The organism is Azoarcus sp. TTM-91, from assembly GCF_012911025.1.
GTDB lineage: Bacteria > Pseudomonadota > Gammaproteobacteria > Burkholderiales > Rhodocyclaceae > Azoarcus.
This window is the reverse complement of sequence record NZ_WUEI01000188.1, coordinates 1-5,301: the sequence shown is the minus strand read 5'-3', so window position 1 is coordinate 5,301 and position 5,301 is coordinate 1. Positions and strand designations below refer to the sequence as shown.

5 protein-coding genes are annotated in these 5,301 nt (G+C 70.6%); 3 read left to right on the top strand and 2 right to left on the bottom strand.

The genetic code is table 11. The annotated features are described in order from the left end of the window. Positions 1-87: 87 nt before the first annotated feature. Positions 88-1,191, top strand: coding sequence for an ABC transporter substrate-binding protein (locus GRF61_RS23195; RefSeq protein WP_169152981.1), 1,104 nt, complete (start codon positions 88-90; stop codon positions 1,189-1,191). Between the two features lie 316 nt (positions 1,192-1,507). On the opposite strand, the gene GRF61_RS23190 is transcribed toward GRF61_RS23195, so the two are convergent. Next, on the bottom strand, positions 1,508-2,062 hold the full coding sequence (locus tag GRF61_RS23190) for a flavodoxin family protein (protein ID WP_169152980.1): 555 nt from the start codon (positions 2,060-2,062) through the stop codon (positions 1,508-1,510). A 194-nt stretch (positions 2,063-2,256) separates the two neighbouring features. Here GRF61_RS23190 and GRF61_RS23185 point away from each other — a divergent pair, with 194 nt between their 5' ends. Continuing rightward, positions 2,257-2,688 carry a helix-turn-helix domain-containing protein gene (locus tag GRF61_RS23185; protein WP_348982468.1) on the top strand — a complete coding sequence of 144 codons (432 nt, stop codon included), beginning with the start codon at positions 2,257-2,259 and terminating at the stop codon, positions 2,686-2,688. A gap of 380 nt (positions 2,689-3,068) precedes the next feature. Here GRF61_RS23185 and GRF61_RS23180 read toward each other — a convergent pair whose 3' ends face one another. Further along, positions 3,069-3,605, bottom strand: a complete 537-nt coding sequence (locus tag GRF61_RS23180) for a hypothetical protein (protein WP_169152978.1) — start codon at positions 3,603-3,605, stop codon at positions 3,069-3,071. 284 nt (positions 3,606-3,889) lie between these two features. On the opposite strand from GRF61_RS23180, the gene GRF61_RS23175 reads away from it, so the two are divergent. Continuing rightward, entirely contained in the window at positions 3,890-5,293 is a 1,404-nt protein-coding gene (locus GRF61_RS23175; protein ID WP_133595230.1) for a PLP-dependent aminotransferase family protein, read from the top strand. Positions 5,294-5,301: the final 8 nt, after the last annotated feature.

The window sequence follows — 5,301 nt, the reverse complement described above, 5'->3', positions numbered from 1 at the left end:
GGGGAGAGGGGAGAAAGACAGCCCCCGATCTGAACGGTATTGCGCTTGCCCGATGCCAGCGCTGAATGCAGCAAACCTGGAGTCCGAATGAAGTCCCTCGCCCTGCCCGCCTCTGCTCCCGCCCCCAGCCGGGTGGACCGCCGTCGCCGCCTCGCCCTCGCCGGGCTGGGCGCGCTTACCGCCGCCGGGCTGGGCGCCCTCAGCGTGCGGGTGGTATCGCGCGATGGCACCACCGCCGCGCCGGCCGGAGAGGCGGTGGTGAGCCACCAGCTCGGCTGGCTCAAGGGGGTGCAGTTCGGCGGCAACCTGATGGCGCTGCACCAGGGCTATTTTGCCGAGGAAGGGCTGGCGGTGAGCTTTGCTTCCGGCGGGCCGGGCACCGACTACCGCACCCTGGTCTCCAGCGGCCAGAGCCTGATCAGCGAAAGCAATGTGCCGGGCATGATAGATGGCTATCTGCAGGACCAGCCGGTGGTCGCTTTCGCCGCGGTGCTGCAGCGCGAACCGGGCTGCCTCATCAGCGCCGCCGCGCGGCCGCTGAACTCGCTGCACGACATGGCGGGCAAGACCATAGGCGTGCCGGGCAGCATACGCGGCCAGATCGTCGCCCTGCTGCGCCGCGCCGGGCTGGACCCGGAGGCGGTGAAGCTGGTGCCGGTGGGCAGCGACCCCAGCCTGCTCGCCGCCGGACAGGTGGATGCCTACTACAGCTGGGCGACCACCGCGGTGCCGGCGCTGCGCGGCGCCGGCTTCGAGCCGCATGTGCTGCCCTTCGCCGACATCGGCATCCAGGGCTACGGCCAGGCGCTGATCACCCGCCGCGACACGCTGGAGCAGCACCACGGCCTGCTGGTGCGCTACACCCGCGCGCTGATCCGCGGCTGGGACTGGATGGTGAGGAACCCGGAGGAAACCGCCCGCATCATGGTGGCGGAATACGCGCCGCCGGGCACCCGGCTGGAAGAGCAGATCGCCCAGGCGCGCATGATGCTGCCCTACATCACCGCGGGCGACGCCGCCGAGCGGGGCATGCTGTGGATCTCGCCGGAGGTGTTCGAAGCCGGCGTGGCGCTGGCGCAGGAGGCCGGCACGCTGGGCGCGGAAACCGAGGTGGACGTCTCCCGCCTGGTGGATCAGAGCGTGATCCGCGCCGCGCACGGCGGCCATCCGATACGGGCGGCGGCAGGCTGAGTACGGCCGCGCTCGCGGTTGAAGCTCGCGGTTGAAGCTCGCGGTTGAAGCTCGCGGTTGAAGCTCGCGGTTGAAGCTCGCGGTTGAAGCTCGCGGTTGAAGCTCGCGGTTGAAGCTCGCGGTTGAAGCTCGCGGTTGAAGCGGGCCGCGACAGGGCGGCCCGCTTCAAGCCGATCAAACCGGCGTCAGGTGGAAACCCACCCTCAGAGGACAAGCTGCGCTGCGTCCGGCGAAGGAGCGATCTCCGGCTTTGCCGAAGCCCCCGGCCCGCGCGGCACCCGCCTCATTCAATCGCCGGCTTGACCCAAGCCGCCCATCAGCCGCGCAGCCGGCTGGCGACCTCGGCCACGCGGGCGCCGTAGCGCTTGGCGGTTTCGATGTCGCCGGAGGGGATGTCCTCGGCGCCGACGTCGGACGGGCTCTGCACCAGCAGGCCGACGGAGCCGCCGAGGTTGTTCACATCGTCGCGGGTCGCCGCCTTGGTGTTGGAGGGCAGCTGGCCCAAGCTCACCCAGATGCCACCGTGCTGCGAGGCCAGCGTCTGCAACTGGATCAGGGTGACGGCCTTGTCGCCGTTCAGGCTGGCGCTGTTGGTGAAGCCGCCGAACACCTTGTCCTGCCATTCGCGCACGAACCACTTCTTGGAGGTGGCGTCGGCGAACTTCTTGAACTGCCACGGCGCGGAGCCCATGTAGGTCGGCGCGCCGAGGATGATGGCGTCGGCGCCGTCCAGCGTGGTCCAGGCCGCTTCCGGGATGTTGCCCTCGGCGTCCACTTCGATCAGTTCGGCCTTGGCCCCTTCCGCCACCGCCTGCGCCACACGCTTGGTATGGCCGTAGCCGGAGAAATACACCACGACAGCTTTGCTCACTTGGAACTCCTTCTTGTCTTTCGGGGAGGGTTGCAAGCCCGGGGGATGGAATCTGCGGGAGAGAAGGTATATTTTTGATACCTGCACCACAAGAAGTCACCATGCAGTCAGTTGGTTACCCTGGAGATACCGTGGAAACAACAATGCCTCCCCCACCGGGTACGAGCCCCCTCGCAAACACCCCCCCGACAGCGGTGGAAGCCGGGAAAGCCGCCAGCAGCGCGTTCCTGCCCTGTGGCGGCCCCGGCGCCCAGGCGGGCGCAGGCTACGACGTCTATGCCAAGGATTGCCCGGCGCGGCTGGTGCTCAACCGGCTGGCGGACAAATGGGCGCTGCTCATCGTCAGCCTGCTGGGCACCGGCCCGCTGCGCTTCAACCAGTTGCGGCGGGAGATCGAGGGCGTGTCGCAGAAGGCGCTGAGCCAGACGCTGCGCCGGCTGGAGCGCGACGGCCTGATAGACCGCCAGGCCTTCCCCACCGTGCCGGTGACGGTGGAGTACTCGCTGACCGAGCTGGGCCAGACCCTGGCCGCCGCCTTCCAGCCTCTGGCCAGCTGGGCAGAGCACCATATCGAGACCGTGCTGGACGCCCAGCGCCGCTACGACGAGCGCGCGTCGCAGGGCTGAAGCGGAGGAAGCCGGCAGCGGCGCGGGTACCAACGCCGGGCCCGGCATTGCCCTGACAACAATGCAGGATGAGCCGCCGGAGGCGAAGCGGCAGCCGCCTGCCTGGAGAAAGCGGTCAGCACGAAAGCCGGGAACACCGCATAGCGCGCAAAAGCCCTGCGGGGATGATGCGGAAGGCCGCGCCGGCCCGTCCGGCGGCAAGCGGGGCCCCGCGTCAAGCGCCCGCGCCGGGCGTGTTAATTAACGCGGCAATCAAGCAAGAGCGCCGGTTCGCCTAGCGCTTGTCGCAGGGCGTCGCCGAGAGCGGGCTTCGACAAGCTCAGCCCGAACGGCTGTTGTGCATGCAACTGCCGGGTTGATAAATGCGCCGGGCTTGCATCTCAGCGCGCGCCGTCCGCCGGGCCGACGCCCCGCCCCTGTTGCTGCGCCTCCGCCACCATCGCCACCGGGCAGGCCCCGTCCTGCGGCGGCGTCAGGCTTACCGCCACCATCTGCATGCGTGCCGGCACACCGGCTGCGCCCTCCCCGCCGGCCAGCTCCCGCAGCGGCAGGCGCACCCCGCCGCCCTGCCAGTGCTCCACCACCCGCAGGCCGCGGCCATCCACCACCACGCCGCCGCGCTCACCCCACAGCCACACCCGGCCGCTCGCCGGGTCCAGCGCCATCGCGGCGGGGCACAGCGCCGCCGGCAGCTGCACCGCGCCCAGCGGCGCGATACCGCCGCGCAGGGCATAAGCCTCCAGGCGCCCCTGCGCCGCCTCGTGGCGGAACAGCACCTGCCGCTCCGGCCAGGCCACTTCGCCGCGTCCCGCCGGCACGCCGGCCGTCAGCACCTGCCGGCCGGCATCGCAGCCCGCCAGCAGCGCCAGGCCCAGCAAGGCCGCCAAGGCCGGCAGGCCAGCTTTCCTCGTTCTCATCTCCATCCCCACGGGCTTGCTTGACAGTGCCCGACACGGACCAGACACTACCGGACAATTCCAGGATAAAAAGAGACGATTCCACAGCTGTTCCGGCGAAGCGTACCGGTCGTTCCGCCAGTACAGTGCTGGTCGCCGGCAAGGTCGTCGCGCGCATGCCGCCGCCGCGTCCGGCCGGACCGGCAGGCCGTCCGCAGCGCCTCCTCGGTGGCAGCAAACCCGGCGGCGCGCAAGCGCCTGCGCCCTTCAACCCACACCGCCTCGCACTCCGCCCCACCGACACCATGCTCGCCCTCAGCCTAGACGACGACCGCGCCACCCCGCTGGTGGAGCAGATCGTCACCGCCATCCGCGGCCAGATCGACGACCGCATCCTGCGCTCCGGCATGCGCCTGCCGCCCATACGCAAGCTGGCGGAGCAGCACGCCGTCAGCCGCTTCACCGTGGTGGAGGCCTACGACAGGCTGGTGGCGCTGGGCTATCTGCAGGCGCGCCGCGGCTCCGGCTTCTACGTGGCGCAGCGGCGCGACTACGGCGAGAGCGCGCCGGCACCGGAGCGGGACCGCGCGGTGGACGTCGCCTGGCTGATGCGCCAGGCGCTGGACGACAGCCCGGACCAGATCAAGGCCAGTGCCGGCTGGCTGCCGGCGGACTGGCTGGACGAAGCCGGCCTGCGCCGCCACCTGCGCGCCCTCTCCCGCCGCAAGGATGCCCGCCTCACCGGCTACGGCGTGCCCCAGGGCTATCTGCCGCTGCGCCGGCAGCTGCAGGTGCAGCTGGCGGAGATGGGCATAGGCGCCGGGCCGGAGCGCATCCTGCTCACCGAGGGCGCCACCCAGGCGCTGGACATCATCGCCCGCCACCTGGTGAAGCCGGGCGACACCGTGCTGGTGGACGACCCCGGCTACTTCAACTTCTTCGGCAACCTGCGCCTGCTGGGCGCCAAGCTGGTCGGCGTGCCGCGCGGCATCGACGGCCCGGACGTGGCCGCGCTGGAGGCGCTGCTGGCCCACCACCAGCCGCGCGTGTTCTTCACCCACTCGGTGCTGCACAACCCCACCGGCTCCAGCCTGTCGCCGGCCGTCGCCTTCCGCATCCTGCAGCTGGCGGAAAAGCACGACTTCCTCATCATCGAGGACGACACCTACGCCGACCTCAACCCGCAGACCGGCACCCGGCTGGCCAACCTGGACCAGCTCAACCGGGTGGTCTTCGTCGCCACCTTCTCCAAGACGCTGTCCGCCAGCCTGCGGGTGGGCTACCTCGCCGCCCGGCCGGACCTGCTCGCCGCCTTCACCGACGTGAAGACGCTCACCGCCGTGTCCTCGTCCGAATTCAACGAACAGCTGGTCTACCAGATGCTTACCGACGGCCACTACCACAAGTACGTGGAGCGCCTGCAGGGCCGGCTGGCGCAGGCCACCGAGGGCACGCTGCGCATGCTGGAGCGGGTGGGGCTGGCGGTGTTCCTGGAGCCCAAGGCCGGCATCTTCGTGTGGGCCCGCCCGCCCGGCCTGGACGACGCCGGCGCCCTCGCCACCCTGGCCGCCCGCGAACGCATCATGCTCGCCCCGGGCCGCGTCTTCAGCCCGCAGATGCAGGCCAGCCCGTGGATGCGCTTCAACGTGGCGTTCGCGGCGGCGCCAGCGGTGGAGCGGTTCCTGGGAGAGGCGCTGGAAACGGTTTGAGGGCTGGG